Here is an 18457-nt window from a genome sequence, read left to right on the forward strand (position 1 = left end):
AGTCAGGAGGCTTTTGTATTTTAACTCCTAACTCCTAACTCCTAACTTTGCCAATTTTAGATTTTAGATTGAAAAAAATCTAAAATCTAAAATTATATGGCTCCTACCTTATTTTATCGAGACAGATACGGGTCTACACTGGCAATTTCAAATTCACAGGCTCTCGAAACCACTTCTGCTGGTAATTTTCCGAAGCTAATTAATGGTAAAGAACTGGGGTTGGCTATAAATTCTTTTGCCAATAAGAACCCAGTAATTGTCCAAGTTTGATATTTCCTAGCTTGTTTGCCAATGAGTCGCCCTTTCTTACCATCGTAATACTCTGGCCATTCGTCTTGAGTGATACGGGGTTCGGCAATTTCAATAGCCTTTTGTGCAAGACTTGTTTTGTTGGTTTTTATAGCTGCTGCTGCCAACATCCACATTAAAACTGGCCAACTACCCGCATTATGATAGGACCAAGGTATATTTTTCGGGTCGCATCCAGTTACAATTCTGTATTCCTCATGTTCTAAAGCTGGGAAACAGATTTTCATCGGCATATCTCCCACTAAGTCATCCCATCGTTCCTCAATGAGAGTCATAATTGCCTGAGACTGTTCTTCGGTAGCTAAATCTGAAACGATCGCCATCAAGTTTCCGAGTGAAAAGAAGCGAGTATCTAGCTGCGATGGTCCAACATTACCTGCGAGATAACCACCTTTTTTAGGCAGCCATTTGTCTAATTCATAATAGGGAATGGAGTCTACATATATATTGAATAAATTAACGGCAGCTTTACCATATTCTTCACTTTTGAAGCGATAAATTGCATTCAGACGATTAATATCTATCCAATAATGCTGACGAATGTGAGCGCATAAAAGAGGTAAGCGATTATCAATTGCTACGACAATATCTTGATTGCCTTGACAAATTAGTAATTCACGAGATGCACGCAATGCCGTGTAAAAAAGAACTTGTAATTCTAGAGGGTGACCATAGATACCCATCCGACGGTCAATCATACAAGCACCATCTGGAACCAACAGCGTTGGGTACATATCAAAACGATTCGCCAAGCAGATTTCCATAATTAACCTGATACCATTTTGGAATTCAGGTTGATAGGCTAGAGAAAAATCTTCTGTAGCGACTACATAAGCACGCAATAATATAATCCACCATAGACAAGAATCCACTGGTGTAACTCTGGCGATCGCATGTTCCCCAAAATCGGCTTCTAGATATTCTTGCCCATTTTCTGATAGCACTTTAAAGCTAGCTGGGATTAATCCTCGACCAGGTTTATAAGCATCTAATGCTCTTTCTTTTGGCTGTAACTTTAAGGTTTCCTCTAAGAAATTGCGAACAATTTCTGTTCTGCCTTTAATCAGAAAAATTAAGGCTGAAGAAACAAAATCGCGAACAAAGCACTGGTCATAATTGAGAGCCTCTACAGATAAATCGTAAGCAGCTACAGTACCAACTGGTCGGCCTTGATAGTAGATAATTGTTTTTTCTAATGCTTCCCAGGCTCCTGCTAATTCTTTAGCATTTTCAGTAGCTTCTAATTCGTTTAATTGCATCGCCAGAATAACTCCATTTGGGTTGTGAATTTGTGGTAGATGCGTCTTCATTGATGATATTTGCTATTATCAGCATAACAAAGATCGCTTTTTGAATAGCAAATATCATCTTGGCAAAAATTAATCAAATACTAACTAAGAAAGCTGCTGATATATATGCAACTTTATTGATAGTTAATTTGCTTTTAATCAATTATCATTTTGGTGAATTACAATTGTTGTTCTTCACCGCAAGCAGTAACATTATTCCTAAAACAGTCACATAAGATATATTTCTAGATTACTTCTGGTTCCGTTTTCATATCCGGAATCCTTGCTTTACCAAACAAAAACATATCTTCGTGCTGTTTAAGGTTTGCATGAAGTTAAAAGTAGTTGCAGTATCTTTACTTAATTAGGATTAGTTTTTGACACTAAAAAGTCAGATTATTCCCCTACACTATAATGTATAACGTTTTGTGAAAATATGCAAGATGAATGCTCAAAAAATTTAATAAGTCAATACTTCTGAAGGGCTATATATTCTACTCTACTGACAGATGACATTGGGGACTTATGGGAGTAATGCTAAAAAATAAAGTAAACAGAACTAAGTATTAAGTCTTACTCAGAAGCGCAGAAAAAGAGGGAGAACAGCACGCTGTTAGCTTAATTCAGCCGGTAGCTTATTTATCAAAGTTTATGTAATTGTGAGCATTCAATTGCTTCTGAAATTCTTTATAAGCTTGATTAATTGCTTGCATAGAGGCTTTAGCGATCGCCGAATTGTTAATATCAGGATGATACAATCTTGCTAATTGATGGTACGCAAGTTTGACAACCTTGGGGCGATCGCCCTTATCTATACCCAAGACTTCCCACCATTCGCCAGATAGTACAGTATCGAGTTTAAAGCTTTGCATTTGACTCCAAATCTTGAGACTTCCGCCATTACCGCCACTTACCAGTATCTTGCCATCAGAACTGAAAGCAACAGGACTGCACCCAGAAAGAGTTTGTAGTAGTTTCCCGGTGTGTAAATTCCAAAGTTTGATGATACCGTCTCTGCTGGCACTAGCGAGGGTTTTTCCATCGGGGCTGATGGCAACAGACAAAACTGCATCTGAGTGTCCAATCAGAGTGCTGAGTAATTCTCCAGTATAGAGATTCCACAGTTTAATTGTGGTGTCTGTGCTACTACTAATGAGAGTTTGACTGTCAAGACTGATGACAACTGTATTCACTGCTGCCAAATGTTCAGTGATAACACAGTGCTGTTGCCAAGTTTTGATATCCCAAAGCCTAATGGTTTTATCCGCACTACCACTTGCCAGGATTTTACCATCGGGACTGATGGTGACAGACAAAACTGCATCTGAGTGTCCATTCAAGGTGCGTTTTAACGTTCCCGTGTAACGTCCCCAAATTCTAATGGTTTTATCAGTACTACCACTTGCGAGAATTTTACCATCAGGGCTATAGGCAACTGAATTAACAAAGCCATTATGACTGTAGGGAGAATTTAAATAAAATAATGTCTGGAGAAATTTTCTTGTGTCCATTTGCCAAGTGCTGATTTTGCGGTCAACACTGCCACTTGCAATCTGCTGTCCATCGGGGCTGATAGCAACAGATAAAACTGCCTCAGCTTGTCCAGAGAAAGTGTAAAGCCATTTTCCTGTTTTCAAATTCCACAGATTAACTTGTCTGTCATCACTGCCACTAACTAAGGTAGTACCATCAGGACTGATAGCGATCGCATTAACTCCCGCTAAGTGACCTTTAAGTGTGCGTACACATCTCCAAGTTTCAGGTATCTCAGTTGTCAGAGATTTTATTTCTGGTTCAATATTGCGAGTAGAAGGTTTAGGGGTAACAAATTCTGATTTCTTCTTGAATTTAGCCTTGAGTGCTTGTAACTCATCTTCGACTTCCAAAACAGCAAATTTTTGGTTGAGATCCTCACCAGTTAAAAATGCTTCTAATTCCATCACTGCTGAGGAATAGTAGTCCATCTGCAAGACTTTTTCTTCCATCCGCTCAAAAAGCTGTGTTGGAGTTTCACTAATTCCAGATTCGTCTAAGAGTTTGGCAATACCATAGGCGGCGAGTCCGACCACTGCACCAAGTCCCGCCATTGGTACTGTACCAATCCCAAATGCCAGCCCTACTTTAGGTGCGACTAAACCCATACCACCGACGACGCTATAAACACCAGCACCACCGACTGCACCAATTCCCATTGTAGCGAAAGCAGCTGTATCTCCCTCTGCGATCGCTTTGAAAGCACCATAAGCAGCAGCACCAGTCACAGCGCCAGCACCAACTACAGGCGCAGTACCAATGCCGACTGCACCAAATCCGCCTGCTAGTCCCATCCCGCCTACCGTTGCGGAAACACCAGCACCTGCTATGGTTCCAACTGCAATAAATGCTGCACCTGTTTTAGAGTTTTGTGTCACTGGTTTATTGTTTTTGAAGAGGAACAAATTAGGGAGAAAGAAGGCAGAGTGCGATGCCTACGCCGGGCTGCGCCTACGCATTTCTATAATTCCTCATCTGGGACGATACTTTCTACAGCAATCAGGTTTCGTACAAGTAGATCTAATATTGCTTCCTGGTGCTGGAGCTGAGTTTGAAGAATAAGGACAATTTTATTTTGAACTTTTTTATTCACTACAGCTTGAAGCGCTAAATCATCGTCATTGTTTCTCAAAGCTGTTTGAGCTTTTTCGTTCCAGTATTTAGCTTCTTTCTGCGCTTTTTCAAAATATTTCTGAATATCTTCTTGATTAGCAACAGCCTTTGTTACAGTTTCTTCTATTTCGTGAATAGCCTCTGCTAAAATCACTCTAGTGTCTTTTTTTGATTTAATTTTCTCTTGATATTTCAATGGTAGCAATAATGCTTCTTTAAGTGGCTGTAATTCATCAGCCCATACATCAATCTCTTCATCTTCAAAGCTGATGAATATAGGTGTAACCTCACTGGTCTTAGCCTTCCTACATAATACTTCATTCTGTGCTTCTGAAACCTTTTTCTCCCAAGATACCAAACTATTTTTAATTGCGTCTACTTGTGGTTGTTGCTCCTCTACCAAGGTTTTTAACCTGCTAGCAATTGCTTGGTATCGTTCCTTTTGGAATTTTGCTTGACGAATTAAATCTTGATTATTTCCTTTCAAAGCAAGTTCATATTCTTGTTCCCATTTATCAGCTTCTGCTTGAGCTTTTGCATAGTCTCGTTGAGCAATTTCTTGGGCTGCTCTGGAGTGGCTTGCTCCTTCGCGTAACTTTCGTAGCGCATCCTGTGATGATTGATTTTGGTCGTAAAGTCCCATAAGTACATCTGATTAGCCTTATTACCCAGAGCCTAGACTGATTAACACTATTACGTCTTCGTAAAAATTACTTAAGCCTTGACTTTTGCTTTTAATGTTACGCCAGAAAAGTCTCAGTACAATATTTCATTAATTCATAGCGAAATAAATTAGGCAAAACTCTGCATTACTTTGCATTTAGTTTGCGTCCCTCTGCGTTTCAAAACATTACGATTTTAGCTATCTTAATTTGGCGTTGCTTCCCCATATTCCAGCTTATCTGCCAAAACACGCAGTGCTAATGCTTGAACTCTAGCAACTGCTTCTTCTCGTGTCTCCCCATAAGCCAGCACACCAGGAAAACCAATCACTTCTGCTAGAAAGCGTCCATCCTCTTCTTGTTCAATCTCTATCGTTAAGTTCATAGCTAGTGAAGGTATTGTAATAAAAGTGATTCCTGAAATAAAACAAAAAGTTTATATGACCTCAGTTTCTCCTCACAAAAAAGCCAGAGCTTTAAAATCTACTAGCCGTCGTCCTGCAAAAGAACTCTGTAGCGAGTGCGGATTGTGCGATACATACTATATTCACTATGTCAAGGAAGCTTGCGCTTTTATTAATCAGCAAATAGGCGAACTTGAAGCAGAAACCCACAGGCGATCGCGCCATCTCGATAATCCCGATGAGCTATACTTTGGTGTTCACCAAGACATGATGGCGGCGCGCAAACAGGAACCAATTGAAGGCGCACAATGGACGGGAATTGTTAGCAGCATTGCCATTGAAATGCTCAATCGCGGCTTAGTTGAAGGTGTTGTCTGCGTACAAAACACCAAAGAAGATCGCTTTCAACCCATGCCCATCATCGCCCGTACCCCAGAAGAAATACTAGCAGCCAGAGTAAATAAACCAACACTTTCTCCTAATCTTTCCGTGTTGGAAGAAATAGAAAAATCGGGAATGAAGCGGCTATTAGTAATTGGTGTTGGTTGCCAAATTCAGGCGCTACGAGCTGTAGAAAAACAACTTGGTCTAGAAAAACTGTATGTTTTGGGTACGCCTTGTGTAGATAATGTTACCCGCGCTGGACTGCAAAAATTCTTAGAAACCACCAGCCGCTCGCCTGAGACAGTCGTACATTACGAATTCATGCAAGACTTCCGAGTTCACTTCAAACATGAGGATGGCTCAACAGAAACCGTGCCTTTCTTTGGCTTGAAAACTAATAAACTCAAAGATGTCTTTGCCCCATCTTGTATGAGTTGTTTTGATTACGTCAACTCCCTAGCCGATTTAGTCGTTGGCTACATGGGCGCACCCTTCGGCTGGCAGTGGATTGTAGTTAGAAATGACACAGGTAAGGAAATGCTGGATTTGGTAAAAGACCAGTTAGACACTCAACCGGTGATGTCTAAGGGGAATCGTAAGGAAGCTGTACAGCAAAGCATTCCCGCTTACGATAAAGGCGTTACGCTGCCCATGTGGGCTGCAAAACTGATGGGTGTGGTGATTGAGAAAATCGGCCCTAAGGGTTTAGAATATGCGCGGTTTTCCATTGATTCTCACTTTACTCGGAATTATTTGTATGTGAAGCGGAATCATCCGGAGAAGTTGGAGGAGCATGTTCCGGAGTTTGCTAAGCGGATTGTTGGGCAGTATGAGTTACCGGAGTAGTCTTTGCGCCTTTGCGTGAGACAATCCTAACCCATGTTCTTTATGTCACCACCCCTACTGCATCGATCGCCGCCTCCAATGCGATCGCCACATGAGTCCAATGAGTCCCCCCTTGGCAATAAACCACATATGGTTCACGCAAAGGTCCATCTGCCGATAATTCCAAGGTACTCCCCTCAATAAACGTCCCCCCAGCCATCACCACCTGGCTCTCATACCCCGGCATTTCATCTGGAACGGGGTCAAGATAGGAACCGATAGGAGAATGCTGTTGTATCGCCTTACAGAAGGCAATTAGCTTTTCAGCAGAACCCAGTTTGATTGCCTGAATCACATCTCCACGGGGCGCAAGGGGTGCGGGATTCACGGGATAACCGAGTTTGTCAAATACATAACCAGTAAGATATGTCCCTTTCATCGCCTCCCCCACCATCTGCGGGGCGAGAAATAGTCCCTGGAACAACAGGCGATTTTGGTCAAAGGTAGCACCGCCATAACTACCGATACCGGGAGCAGTCAGGCGACAGGCGGCGGCTTCCACTAAGTCGGCGCGACCGGCAACATATCCACCAGCGCTGACAATGGTGCCACCAGGATTTTTAATCAATGACCCCGCCATTAAATCAGCACCTACGGTTGTGGGTTCCCTGGTTTCGATAAATTCGCCATAGCAGTTATCCACAAAGCAAACGGTGTTGGGGTTTTGCTCTTTTACCAAATGAATAATTTTTTCAATATCGGCAATTGATAAACTAGGACGCCAAGAATAGCCACAAGAACGCTGAATTAACACTAAACGAGTGTTCTCAGCCACGCTAGTACTTAAAGCTTGCCAATCTATGGCTCCTTGGGGGGTTAACTCCAATTGGCGGTATTTTATGCCAAACTCGATAAGGGAACCTTGACCTTTACCCCTTAAACCAATGACTTCTTCAAGCGTATCGTAGGGAGAACCGACCACTGCTAACATTTCATCTCCGGGACGGAGTACACCAAACAAAGCACAGGCGATCGCATGAGTTCCCGAAACAAACTGCACTCGCACTGCTGCTGCTTCTGAACCCATAACTTCGGCAAAAACTTTATCTAAAGTTTCTCGCCCCAAATCATCGTGACCATAGCCACTTACGCCTGCAAAGTGGTGCGCGCCCACACGGTGATTACGAAAGGCATCAAGCACACGTTTTAGATTATGCTTGACCTGGGTGTCAATACCAGAAAAAATTTCTAACAGTGCATGTTCTGCTTGCCGCAGCTGTTCCAAGCTGTTCATTAGTTCCTCGTTCACAAAAAATTATAAGTATGCGGATTATCAAATCGCGCAGATTCGTCCGAACAATTCCAATTCAGGTTACTGCATGACAATTGCTACTTCAACTAAACCTCAAATCAACTGGGTTAATACCCTGTTTTTCATTGGTCTGCACATCGGTGCGCTGTTTGCCTTTGTTCCTGGTAACTTTAGCTGGACGGCAGTTGGCGTAGCTTTATTACTCTACTGGGTGACTGGTGGTTTAGGAATTACCCTGGGATTTCACCGCCTTGTTACCCACCGCAGTTTTCAAACTCCCAAGTGGCTAGAGTATCTCCTGGTTTTTTTTGGGACACTCTCCTGTCAAGGAGGCCCAATTGAGTGGGTAGGGACACATCGCATTCATCATTTAAACTCTGATACTGACACCGATCCCCATGATTCCAATAAAGGCTTCTGGTGGAGCCACATGGGTTGGCTGATTCATTTTTGTCCCTCTCAGGCTGAAGTTCCTCGTTTCACCAAAGATATTGGCGAAGACCCAGTTTATCAGTTTTTAGAAAAATATTTCATTTTGCTCCAGGTTGCTCTGGGTGCATTGCTTTTGTATCTGGGTGGCTGGCCGTTCGTGATTTGGGGAATTTTTGTTCGCATTGTCTGGGTTTACCACTGCACCTGGTTGGTAAACAGTGCTACTCATAAATTTGGTTATCGGAGCCATGATTCTGGCGATCGCTCAACTAATTGCTGGTGGGTCGCCGTACTAGTTTTCGGTGAAGGCTGGCATAATAATCACCATGCGTTTCAATACTCAGCTCGCCACGGACTGGAATGGTGGGAAATCGATTTAACCTGGATGACTGTTCAATTGCTGCAAGCAATTGGTTTGGCTACTAACGTGAAGTTAGCTCCAACAAAGCAGTAAGTTGTTTGTCATTTGTCCTTTGTCCTTTGTCTTTTTTAAATGGCTAATGACTAATGACAAAGGACTTTCTTTGCAACCAAGTATCATATGCCAATTCTGAGATCGCTTTAAAAAGCTATTTACGGGTGCGGTTGTGTAGGTTAGGTTGCTATAATCCGAAGCGCTAATGTGAAGAATATTTGCGGCAAGTTGCTTTTTTGTGACTTGGTGGAGGAGTTTTTTGTTTTTCAGGTGTTCATGACTACATCAATAATTAACAGCCAGAAACTAAGTGACGAGCCTGGTAATTCCGACTTCAGGCTAAAAGATATTGTCAAAACCCTGCCACGGGAATGTTTTCAACAGAACCGTCGCAAAGCTTGGACGCAAGTACTACTCAGTGTTTTGGCAGTTGCCTTGGGCTACTACAGCCTAATTATCACTCCTTGGTTTCTCTTGCCCCTAGCTTGGGCTTTTACAGGTACTGCTTTAACAGGTTTTTTTGTAATTGCCCATGATTGTGGCCACAGGTCATTTGCCAAACGTCGTTGGGTAAATGATTTGGTGGGGCATTTCTTCCTGATGCCCTTAATTTATCCTTTTCACAGTTGGCGCATTAAGCATAATTATCACCATACTCATACCAACAAATTGGATGAGGACAACGCTTGGCATCCAATCAGACCAGAAGTCTTTGAAGGTTGGGATAAAAGCCGACAGTCTGCTTTTGAGTTATTTATTAGCAAACGCCTCTGGTGGGTAGGTTCCATAGGACATTGGGCAGTTGTGCATTTTGATTGGCGGAATTTCAAAACCAAAGACCAATCGAGTATCAAGCTTTCTGTAGCTGTAGTAGTTGTTTTTGCGGCGATCGCTTTCCCACTCCTGATCGCCACTACAGGTATTTGGGGATTTGTCAAGTTTTGGCTAGTACCCTGGATGGTTTACCATTTCTGGATGAGTACTTTTACCATCGTTCACCATACTGCCTCAGATGTTCCTTTTACGACAGCGAACAAATGGAACGAAGCTCTAGCACAGCTATTTGGCACTGTTCATTGCGATTATCCTCGCTGGGTAGAAATCCTCTGCCACGATATCAATGTTCATGTCCCTCATCATATTTCCACTGCTATTCCTTCTTACAATTTGCGCCTAGCTTACAGCAGCATCAAAGAAAATTGGGAGCCTTATCTCCATGATGAGTGTCAGTTTTCTTGGTCTTTAATGAAGCAGATTACAGACCAGTGTCAATTGTATACAACTGATGTAGGCTATAAGACTTTCAACGAATATTACGCCGAACAATAAATAGGGTTGCAAGCTTTCCTAACGCTTCTGAAGCCAACCAGAGCATTAATTGTCCTGTGTTTCAATAGTATCTGGCAATTCTTGACTCACTCAAATTGTTAAGTAAATTGCCAGAAATTTATCTTCTTGGATGTTAATAAGAGTTAGTATCTTGGGCATCATAGAGGGGATACCATTTTGAATTTTCAATTTTAGATTGTGAACGCTAGTGCGTCTCGTAGAGAAAGAGTTACTGAACTAGGTTTTCGGCACTCCATCTGTCACAATCTTTTTTCAAATTGGTATGAGGTATGATTATCTTGCCTCAAATAAAGTTCTGATTTATATTCAACAAAAGAATCCAGTGCAATCAAATACCATTACAGTCAACGATCCTCATAACTATGAATTATCTGAGGATACTACCAAACTTCCTTTTACTCTTCAGGACTTAAAAGCTGCAATCCCTGCTGAATGTTTTCAGCCCAATGTGACAAAATCACTTTTTTACTTCTTTCGTGACATCGTGATTATTGGTCTCCTTTATGCCGTTGCTTCTTACCTGGATTCTTGGCTTTTCTTTCCGATTTTCTGGTTAATGCAAGGAACAATGTTTTGGGCTTTGTTTGTAGTAGGACATGACTGCGGACACCAATCTTTTTCTAAGCATAAATGGCTGAATGATTTGATTGGACATCTTTCTCACACACCCATACTTGTTCCTTATCATGGTTGGCGAATCAGCCATAGAACCCATCACAAAAATACTGGCAATATCGATAATGATGAAAGCTGGTATCCTGTAACCCAATCCCAGTATCAGGAAATGCCGTTAGTACAAAAGATAGGCCGATATTATGCGTTTCTATTAGCTTATCCTGTGTATTTGTTTAAGCGTTCTCCTAATAAAGAAGGCTCTCACTTTTTACCTAGCAGTCCGCTTTTTAAACCTTCAGAAAAATCGGATGTTATCACTAGTACTGTACTGATAATTGGTATGGTAGGTTTGCTGGGTTTCCTTACCTATCTATGGGGTTGGATGTGGTTGCTAAAATATTACGCTGCACCATATATTGTGTTTGTAATTTGGCTAGATTTGGTGACATTCTTACACCATACCGAAGCAGATATTCCTTGGTATCGTGGAGAAGATTGGACTTTCTTAAAAGGTGCTATTTCTAGTATCGATCGCGATTATGGTTTGATTAATCATATCCATCACGATATCGGTACTCATGTAGCTCACCACATATTCCTTAACATCCCTCACTACAATTTGCTGAAGGCCACTGAGGCTATAAAACCAGTTATGGGTGAGTATTTCCACAAATCAGAGGAACCAATTTGGAAATCATTATGGAATTCATCTATTAGCTGCCATTTTGTACCTGATACTGGAAGTAAGGTTTACTACACATCCAACAAGAACTTAGCTAAAAGCTAAGGTTCACATTTGCGACTTATTTAATAAGTCGCAAATCTAGTGTTGTCAGTTGTCAGTGGATTATTACTACTGACCGCTGATTAATCTCTCTTCATATAAATTTTTATAAAAGTTGCATTAAAGATTACGCAAAGACCTTAATCTAAATTGTCTTTTGAAGGCGATTTCACATTAAATTATTTGTAAACTCTATTAAAATTTGAGCGTATTTATTTAAATGATGATAAATTTCATTCAATAAACATTCATAACTAACTTTCTGGCTATAGAAATCCCGTTTGATTTATGAAAGAAATTAGGTATTGTCGGGTGCATCAGCATGAAGTCCGTAACACACCAAAGCCTTAATAAGGATGCGTACTCTCAGGGATAACACACCCTAAGTATATGCTCAAAAATCAAATAGGAATCCTATATAATCGGTAATTAAAATACAGAGGTAAAATGAAAATGGATAGATACCCTTGGCTTAGTCCAAGTCAGCGAAAAATCAAAGGGCTGATTCGCGCATATCTCTTAGCGTAGTGTTAGCTAGTGTTTGCACAGAGTCTCTTAGATGAGGAAGAGAGTCCTTTTTTAAAGCACTATTGCTTATTCAAGGATTGTCGTCTTACAAGAAGATATTTTTCTTTAAACTCTTGCAGTTGAAGCGGGTAAAGACTAGCATATCTGTGGGCAGAGGTAATGTTTGGTAAAATAAACTCTAATAATACTGAAAATCACTTGGTCAACTCACTTTCGATTCTGTTCCGGATGAGTTAAGTTTATTTGCATCTAGTTACTTCAGTCAATTTCCTGCTAGGGTTATAAATCAGCGCAGATTATAGTATAGACAATTTAGCTAAAACTCTTTCCAAATTTAAAATTCAGAGGTATCAATGATTATAACTAATTTTAGTAAACAAAGAAATGAATTTAATGAATCTAAAGTACTCAAAGCTAAACCACATTGGCAAGGGCAAAACTTGAGCGATAATGCTGTCAAAGGTAAAGATACCAAGATGCGAGATACTGCACCTGATAGTTCCATTCTTAATAGCTTGAATCGCGGTCGAGTTGCTATTTTTATTGACGGCTTAAGCTTATTTCATACAGCTTTACAACTCGGCATAGAAATTGACTACGTTAAATTGCTTTGTCATTTAACCAACGGTTCGAGACTGCTACGTGCTTTTTTTTATACTGGAGTTGATATCACCAATGAAAAGCAACAGGGTTTTCTATTGTGGATGCGTCGTAATGGCTATCGTGTCGTAGCAAAAGATCTCGTTCTCTCGGCAGATAATTTTAAGAAATCAAATCTGAACGTAGAAATTGCTGTAGACATGATAACTTTAGCTCCTTACTATGATACTGCGGTATTAGTTAGTGGAGATGGAGATCTAGCTTATGCTGTAAACGCTGTGAGCAGAATGGGAGTTAGGGTAGAAGTTGTCAGTTTACAAACGACGACTAGCGAAGGCTTAATTGATGTTGCTGACTGCTTTATTGACTTAGATAGTATTAAAGCACACATTCAAAAAGATTCTAATCTTGGCTATAGTTACCGGACACCTTCAAATTCAAACCTCTAACTAAGAAAATGCGGGGAATGTGAGACGGGGGAGTAGGAGAGTTGGAGAAGCAGAAAATTTTTCTTGTTTCCCTATATCCCCGCGTCCTCGACTTTTTGTTAAATCTGCATATTTTACTCGACCTAATTTAGATGGATATTTTAATAGTTGAAGATGAACCAGAAATTGCTCATTTAATTCAACTCTCTTTAGAAAAAGAAGGATTTTTCTGCCGTATTAGTCGGGATGGGATGAATGCTTTACGTCTATTTCACGACCAACCACCCGATTTAATCATTCTAGATTTAATGATTCCTGGTTTGGATGGGCTAGAAGTTTGTGCCAGAATTCGCCAAAAACCTGGTGCAAAAGATCCTTATATTTTGATGCTCACAGCTAAGGGTGAGGAAATCGATCGCGTTATTGGCTTATCTACTGGTGCTGATGATTACATGGTTAAACCCTTTAGCCCCAGAGAGTTGGTAGCCAGAGTCCGGGCGCTATTGCGGCGTAGTCTCCGCCAAGGTGGACAACATCAAGTTAATCGTACCCAACACTTTATAGTAGATGTAGACCAACGTACTGCCAGTCGCCAACTTAATTCCCAGCAACCGGAAATTTTGGACTTAACGACCCTAGAATTTAATTTGCTAACGACTTTTGTCAGCAATCCCGGTCGAGTTTGGAACCGCACCCAACTAATTGACAAACTTTGGGGAGATAACTTTTTTGGTGATGAACGCGTGGTTGATACTCATGTAGCTCGGTTGCGAAAAAAAGTTGAACCCGATCCGGCAAATCCCACTTTTATTAAAACTGTTGTTGGGGTTGGCTATAAATTTGAAGACCCCCAAGTGGGGTAAATGTTATGAAGATGGGGCTGAGAGGACGCCTATTTTTTTCTCACTTGGTAGTAATGATTGTGGGGGTAGCTAGTTTAGTTACTATCAGCAAAGTTTCTTCCCCTCGCTTATTTGTTTTGCATTTGGAACGACTAGAAAATCTCGGTTTCGACTTAATTGATGTTCGGACTGAATTGGTTACAGGATTTGAACTTGCTTGGCAGCGAAGCACCATTTGGTCAGTTTTAGTCGGTACCACCGCCGCTGGAGGATTGAGTTACTGGGTATCGAGACGGATTATGCAGCGGTTGACCGAGATGGAACAAATCACCCAAAAATTTGCAGCTGGTCAGATGGATGCGCGATTACCTATGTCTGATATTCCCGAACTCAATGGACTGGGTGCTAGTTTCAACCGGATGGCAGCCAGTTTAGAAGGGGTAGAAGTGCGGCGGCGAGAAGTAATTGGAGATATGACCCATGAATTACGAACACCGTTAACAGTTGTGCGCGGTTATTTGGAAGAACTGGCTGATGGGGAAATTGAAGCGTCTCCGGAAATTTATCGACGTTTAGCGAAAGAAACTAGGCGCTTAGAGCGGTTAGTGAATGATTTACAAGAACTATCGAAGGCGGAAGCTGGTTATTTGCCAATTAACATACAACGAGTAAATCTGCGTCCGTTGTTAGAGTCATTAGTAGAGAAATTTAGCGACCAGCTGTTGGAAGATGGACCTGTTTTGCTCTTGGAATGTCCATCTGTGCTGCCTCCTGTATTGGCGGATATCGATCGCACCGAACAGGTGTTGGTTAATCTGCTTGGTAATGCAGTGCGTTACACCAACGAAGGTTCAATTACTATTCGTACCGAAATTGAAACATCTAAACTCTGGATTGCAGTTAGGGACACAGGTATTGGTATCGCCCCAGAAAATTTGCCCCATGTATTTGAGCGTTTCTGGCGAGCTGACCAATCACGCGATCGCCATTCCGGAGGCACTGGTATTGGCTTGACGATTTCCCGACGTTTAATTGAACTACAAGGCGGTCAGATTCAGGTAGAAAGCGAGTTAGGAATTGGCAGTACGTTTCGTTTTTTTCTACCTTTGGCTTGAGTCACAATACTTGAGATACAAGGGATTGACATCAGGTAGTCACGGGGATGCCATACTCAATTGCTAGTTTGAAAGTATCCCAAATCTTCGTTTGTTGATGGACGACAAGATTTTTAAATTGCATAAATTATAACCTTTATTTGGCATTTTGGTAGAATTGTATGCCTACTTTTTTTCTGGCCGCTATTTTGGTTAGTTTAGTCACCATATCTGGTTACGCTGCGATCGCCTACCTATTTCCTCAAAATCGTTCTCAAGACTAGTACGGTCGTGAATTCAAAGTTCCCTTTTGCGTAGCGTCTTCCAAGGAGAAGGGTAGCCCGCCTATCGCGCTTGCACTGCGCTTCACGCACCACGCGGACTCAAAGAATTTGAAACCCACGCAGGTAGGTTTTGTCTGTATGGCTGCGAATTCCATTCGCCAGGGCAGGTGTGTTTTTACTAGAACTAATTCTTAGTAAATGCGGTATTGTTTAATTGCATTCCTTTTGTAGCTAATCTCGCCTCAGGCGTTCAGGGACAGCGATTATGGTTGCAGAAAAACTAATGCTGTCCTCACTATCTTCATCTCCGAAATTTTCAAACCCTGGTGTAAGTGGTGGCGCGGAAAAAACCTCTAAATAAGCTGGTCTTGACAAAAAACTAGCAAAAAATGGACTAGAATAGCTTCCTGCCGAGGTGGAATACCCAAAACCTTTATCTGTTAACTGCTGCTCATTAAGACTAACTAAATTATCAATATTAAAAGGTTCGTTTCCTGGTACTGGAGTTCCAGTAGGTTGCAAGCCAGTAATTGTTCTCCCATTTCGTGTACCAGTAATTGCAGAAATCAGGTAAAAACCTGAATCATTAGGCGTGTCATTAGTGGTGAAAGTACCGCTCGCTGTTATGTTATTACCAGAATAATTCCAGTTCCAACTTAAAGCAAAAGCCGCTTGCATTGTGCCGAAAAATAATACAAATGTGGCGGCTAAGGCTATGGCAGATAGTAGAGCTAGATTTTTCATGAAAGTTTTTAGTGGGATTGCTTTCTCTACACTAAAAGAAAACATAGATGTTGTACGTTGAGTTAAGCTAAAGGCTCTGAAAACTAAATCTTCATAAGCCTTTAGCCTATTGCGTTCTCCCAAAGTTACACAACAGGGATAAGCTAACGTACTTTTAATTTACATAATTTGGGCAGTCGAGACGTTATTGGTGTCAAGTTAGGGAATTCCAAAAAATAAAAACAACCGCTTGAAGTTGATGACTGTTGACTGTGAACAGTGAGATATTTTTATTTGGAAGTCCCTTAAGAAAATTAGAGTCTTGATAAGGCAATGATGTGTTTGATAATGCTTATCAGTTGTTTGAAGTCTGCAATCACGAGCGCAAATTTGGCTTACTGATTGAAATTTACCGAAGATATTAACTTTAGCGGCAAAAGATCAAGTAAGATTCACATCTGAAGCAGTCTCCCTATAATCCTATAGTTACTGAGAAAAAATACTCTAGTGCGATGATTAATAAATATCACCAGAATCTTACAGTGTCCTGCTTATTACCGCTGAGTGTTTTTGTATCCCTCACCAGCGTACCTTCTATACCGCTAAAGGCTCAGGCTGTGGATACGACAAAACTACCAAGTAATTTCATCTTATCGCAACAACTCCCATCACCACAGGATGTTCAACCACCTATTCCTTCCCCAGTTCCCTCACCGGAACTGCCGCAACCACTTCCGCCACCAGCCGAATTACTTCCACCCTCTACCCCAACTCCTACACCTGAGGAACCTTTCCCTAATAAGTTTCCTCAAACTATTACTGTTGAACGCTTTGAAGTTATTGGTAGCACAGTTTTTAGTGCCGAAGAGTTAGCCAAAGCCACAGCGGAATTTACCAAACGACCGATTTCACTCAATGAAGTGTATCAGGCACGCTCGAAAATTACTGACCTATATGTGAAAAATGGTTATATTACTTCTGGTGCCTATATTCCACCCCAAACAATCCAATCTGGTATCGTCAAAATTCAGGTAGTTGAAGGTAGATTAGAAGACATCCAAGTAACTGGTACTCGGCGATTAAACCCGAATTATATCCGTAACCGACTAGCAATAGCTACATCAGCCCCTCTCAATCGGCAACGTCTCCTAGAGGCGTTGCAACTATTGCAACTCAATCCTTTAATTCAAAACCTGTCTGCTGAACTTTCGGCGGGATCGCGCACCGGTACTAGTCTGTTAGAAGTCAAGGTTAACGAGGCAAAAACCTTTAGTAGCCAAATAGTTCTTGATAATGGGCGATCGCCTAGTGTTGGTAGTTTCCGACGCCGATTACAATTGAATGAAGCTAACTTATTGGGATTGGGAGATTCTTTGGGTGTAGGTTACACCAACACCGATGGTAGCAACTCCTTTGACGCTAGCTACACATTACCTCTCAATCCCCGTAATGGAACCCTTACTTTTAACTATGGCATCTCGTCGAGCAATGTTATTGAACCTCCTTTCGACTTTCTAGATATTGCATCAAATTCTCGCTACTACGAATTGACATTCCGCCAGCCAATAATCCAAACTCCTACACAAGAATTCGCCCTTGGGTTCACAGCATCCCGGCGGGAAAGTGATATCTCGTCTTTATTACAGAGAGAAGGGTTACCCGCATCGGAAATTTCCCCTGGAGCTGACGATCGAGGAAGCACCAGGGTATCTGCGTTGCAATTTTTTCAAGAATGGACTTCTCGTAACAGCCGTGAAGTCATTGCCCTACGTTCTCAATTTAGCTTGGGTATTGATGCCTTGAATGCGACGATTAATGAAAATGCTCCCGATAGTCGTTTTTTTGCGTGGCAAGGACAAGCGCAGTGGGCACGCCTTTTAGCTCCTCAAACCTTGCTTTTACTTCGTTTAAATACGCAACTGGCATCCAGAAGACTTTTGCCCATAGAGCAATTTGGCTTAGGTGGACAGGATAGCATTCGAGGCTACCGCCAAGACTACCTGCTGACGGATAATGGCACTTTTGTTTCTGCTGAAGTTCAAATACCCATTCTGCGCTTATCGCAGATAGATAGTATCTTGCAGGTTGTCCCCTTTGTTGATTTTGGTGTTGGCTGGAACAGTTCTGGTAGAGAGAATCCCGATCCTAATACCCTAGCTGCGGTTGGCTTGGGGTTGCGTTGGTCGCAGGGCGATCGCTTCACTGTTCGTCTTGACTGGGGCATTCCTTTAATATCAGTAGATTCAAATGACAGAACATTACAAGAAAACGGTTTGTATTTTAGTTTACTTTATAACCCTTTTTAAATCTCTGTATTCTTTTTTCCAACTTACACCTTAATAATGAGTCGTATACTCTGTGGTTTACTCGTAATTTACCAAGTATTTGAAAATAAAAATCCGCAAATATACGATGTATTATATTCGGTGTTTCATTCTGTTTTGGGTATCCTAAAACAAGGAAAGGTTGGATTGTATAGATCGAAGCACAAAGTTTACAGCTTATGGACGAATTGAAAAAACAGCTAGGAG

Annotated in this window: 14 protein-coding genes; 8 read left to right on the top strand and 6 right to left on the bottom strand. The window is 41.4% G+C overall.

What is annotated here, in order from left to right:
• Positions 1-113 precede the first annotated feature (113 nt).
• The 4 genes from ACFG4S_RS15580 to ACFG4S_RS15595 form a co-directional block, all read right to left on the bottom strand.
• A complete protein-coding gene (locus ACFG4S_RS15580) occupies positions 114-1568 on the bottom strand; it encodes a glycoside hydrolase 100 family protein (protein ID WP_392535989.1) in 1455 nt (484 codons plus the stop codon).
• A 665-nt stretch (positions 1569-2233) separates the two neighbouring features.
• A complete protein-coding gene (locus ACFG4S_RS15585; protein WP_392535647.1) occupies positions 2234-4009 on the bottom strand; it encodes a DnaJ domain-containing protein in 1776 nt (591 codons plus the stop codon).
• An 83-nt stretch (positions 4010-4092) separates the two neighbouring features.
• Positions 4093-4887 carry a PspA/IM30 family protein gene (locus ACFG4S_RS15590; protein ID WP_392535648.1) on the bottom strand — a complete coding sequence of 265 codons (795 nt, stop codon included), beginning with the start codon at positions 4885-4887 and terminating at the stop codon, positions 4093-4095.
• Positions 4888-5111: 224 nt separating this feature from the next.
• Complete coding sequence (locus ACFG4S_RS15595) at positions 5112-5291, bottom strand: type II toxin-antitoxin system HicB family antitoxin (protein WP_392535649.1); 180 nt, start codon at positions 5289-5291, stop codon at positions 5112-5114.
• 55 nt (positions 5292-5346) lie between these two features.
• Between ACFG4S_RS15595 and ACFG4S_RS15600 the strand changes: the two genes are divergently transcribed.
• Positions 5347-6540, top strand: coding sequence for a Coenzyme F420 hydrogenase/dehydrogenase, beta subunit C-terminal domain (locus ACFG4S_RS15600; protein WP_392535650.1), 1194 nt, complete (start codon positions 5347-5349; stop codon positions 6538-6540).
• A 40-nt stretch (positions 6541-6580) separates the two neighbouring features.
• Here ACFG4S_RS15600 and ACFG4S_RS15605 read toward each other — a convergent pair whose 3' ends face one another.
• On the bottom strand, positions 6581-7813 hold the full coding sequence (locus ACFG4S_RS15605; protein WP_392535651.1) for an aminotransferase class I/II-fold pyridoxal phosphate-dependent enzyme: 1233 nt from the start codon (positions 7811-7813) through the stop codon (positions 6581-6583).
• Between the two features lie 85 nt (positions 7814-7898).
• Here ACFG4S_RS15605 and ACFG4S_RS15610 point away from each other — a divergent pair, with 85 nt between their 5' ends.
• The 6 genes from ACFG4S_RS15610 to ACFG4S_RS15635 all read left to right on the top strand — a co-directional run bounded on the left by ACFG4S_RS15610 (position 7899) and on the right by ACFG4S_RS15635 (position 14940).
• A complete protein-coding gene (locus ACFG4S_RS15610) occupies positions 7899-8717 on the top strand; it encodes an acyl-CoA desaturase (protein WP_392535652.1) in 819 nt (272 codons plus the stop codon).
• Between the two features lie 237 nt (positions 8718-8954).
• Positions 8955-10007: a fatty acid desaturase gene (locus ACFG4S_RS15615; RefSeq protein WP_392535653.1), complete on the top strand. Its 1053-nt coding sequence runs from the start codon at positions 8955-8957 to the stop codon at positions 10005-10007.
• Positions 10008-10350: 343 nt separating this feature from the next.
• Positions 10351-11430 (top strand): fatty acid desaturase, encoded by a 1080-nt coding sequence (locus ACFG4S_RS15620; RefSeq protein ID WP_392535654.1) that lies wholly within the window; start codon positions 10351-10353, stop codon positions 11428-11430.
• A gap of 878 nt (positions 11431-12308) precedes the next feature.
• On the top strand, positions 12309-13004 hold the full coding sequence (locus tag ACFG4S_RS15625) for an NYN domain-containing protein (protein WP_392535655.1): 696 nt from the start codon (positions 12309-12311) through the stop codon (positions 13002-13004).
• 131 nt (positions 13005-13135) lie between these two features.
• Complete coding sequence (locus tag ACFG4S_RS15630; protein ID WP_392535656.1) at positions 13136-13846, top strand: response regulator; 711 nt, start codon at positions 13136-13138, stop codon at positions 13844-13846.
• 5 nt (positions 13847-13851) lie between these two features.
• Positions 13852-14940, top strand: a complete 1089-nt coding sequence (locus ACFG4S_RS15635; RefSeq protein WP_392535657.1) for a sensor histidine kinase — start codon at positions 13852-13854, stop codon at positions 14938-14940.
• A 494-nt stretch (positions 14941-15434) separates the two neighbouring features.
• Here ACFG4S_RS15635 and ACFG4S_RS15640 read toward each other — a convergent pair whose 3' ends face one another.
• The gene (locus ACFG4S_RS15640) at positions 15435-15947 is read right to left on the bottom strand and encodes a PEP-CTERM sorting domain-containing protein (RefSeq protein ID WP_392535658.1); all 513 of its coding nucleotides are present in this window, start codon (positions 15945-15947) and stop codon (positions 15435-15437) included.
• A gap of 491 nt (positions 15948-16438) precedes the next feature.
• Between ACFG4S_RS15640 and ACFG4S_RS15645 the strand changes: the two genes are divergently transcribed.
• Positions 16439-18232, top strand: coding sequence for a ShlB/FhaC/HecB family hemolysin secretion/activation protein (locus ACFG4S_RS15645; RefSeq protein ID WP_392535659.1), 1794 nt, complete (start codon positions 16439-16441; stop codon positions 18230-18232).
• Positions 18233-18457: the final 225 nt, after the last annotated feature.

The organism is Nostoc sp. C117 (assembly GCF_043099735.1).
In the GTDB taxonomy this organism is placed as follows: Bacteria; Cyanobacteriota; Cyanobacteriia; order Cyanobacteriales; family Nostocaceae; genus Nostoc.

Coding starts and splice junctions, on each gene's coding strand:
- ACFG4S_RS15605 (WP_392535651.1), bottom strand. CDS start 7,813: ATGAACAGCTTGGAACAGCTGCGGCAAGCAGAACATGCACTGTTAGAA.
- ACFG4S_RS15610 (WP_392535652.1), top strand. CDS start 7,899: ATGACAATTGCTACTTCAACTAAACCTCAAATCAACTGGGTTAATACC.
- ACFG4S_RS15595 (WP_392535649.1), bottom strand. CDS start 5,291: ATGAACTTAACGATAGAGATTGAACAAGAAGAGGATGGACGCTTTCTA.
- ACFG4S_RS15580 (WP_392535989.1), bottom strand. CDS start 1,568: ATGCAATTAAACGAATTAGAAGCTACTGAAAATGCTAAAGAATTAGCA.
- ACFG4S_RS15625 (WP_392535655.1), top strand. CDS start 12,309: ATGATTATAACTAATTTTAGTAAACAAAGAAATGAATTTAATGAATCT.
- ACFG4S_RS15630 (WP_392535656.1), top strand. CDS start 13,136: ATGGATATTTTAATAGTTGAAGATGAACCAGAAATTGCTCATTTAATT.
- ACFG4S_RS15645 (WP_392535659.1), top strand. CDS start 16,439: ATGATTAATAAATATCACCAGAATCTTACAGTGTCCTGCTTATTACCG.
- ACFG4S_RS15635 (WP_392535657.1), top strand. CDS start 13,852: ATGAAGATGGGGCTGAGAGGACGCCTATTTTTTTCTCACTTGGTAGTA.
- ACFG4S_RS15600 (WP_392535650.1), top strand. CDS start 5,347: ATGACCTCAGTTTCTCCTCACAAAAAAGCCAGAGCTTTAAAATCTACT.
- ACFG4S_RS15590 (WP_392535648.1), bottom strand. CDS start 4,887: ATGGGACTTTACGACCAAAATCAATCATCACAGGATGCGCTACGAAAG.
- ACFG4S_RS15615 (WP_392535653.1), top strand. CDS start 8,955: ATGACTACATCAATAATTAACAGCCAGAAACTAAGTGACGAGCCTGGT.
- ACFG4S_RS15640 (WP_392535658.1), bottom strand. CDS start 15,947: ATGAAAAATCTAGCTCTACTATCTGCCATAGCCTTAGCCGCCACATTT.